Source organism: Schumannella sp. 10F1B-5-1, assembly GCF_006517535.1.
In the GTDB taxonomy this organism is placed as follows: domain Bacteria; phylum Actinomycetota; class Actinomycetes; order Actinomycetales; family Microbacteriaceae; genus Schumannella.
In genome coordinates this window covers 1-242 of the sequence record NZ_VHQH01000198.1, presented here as the reverse complement: position 1 = coordinate 242, position 242 = coordinate 1, and the positions used below count along the sequence as shown (strand labels likewise).

Annotated in this window: 1 protein-coding gene; it reads right to left on the bottom strand. The window is 64.9% G+C overall.

Going from position 1 to position 242, the window contains the following annotated elements; genetic code table 11:
• Positions 1 to 242 (bottom strand): FAD-dependent oxidoreductase (locus tag FJ658_RS15420; protein ID WP_141146234.1); only part of this gene is annotated, 242 nt, incomplete at both ends.

The window sequence follows — 242 nt, the reverse complement described above, 5'->3', positions numbered from 1 at the left end:
TGGGTGGTGCCGAGATTCTTGCCGGCGGCGAGCAGGTTGCCCCCGCCGGCGGGTATCAGCGCACCCAGTGGGATCTGGAACGGGCTCGATGCGACGTCGATGTAGTTGTCTCCACCGCTCGAGGGATGCAGGTCGATGCGGTACATGCCGATCCCGACGGAATCCGGATAGCGGACAGCTCCGAGGTCGCCGCGGATCTCGAACGACAGGTCCTGCTCGGTGATCGTGTAGAGAGCGCGGAT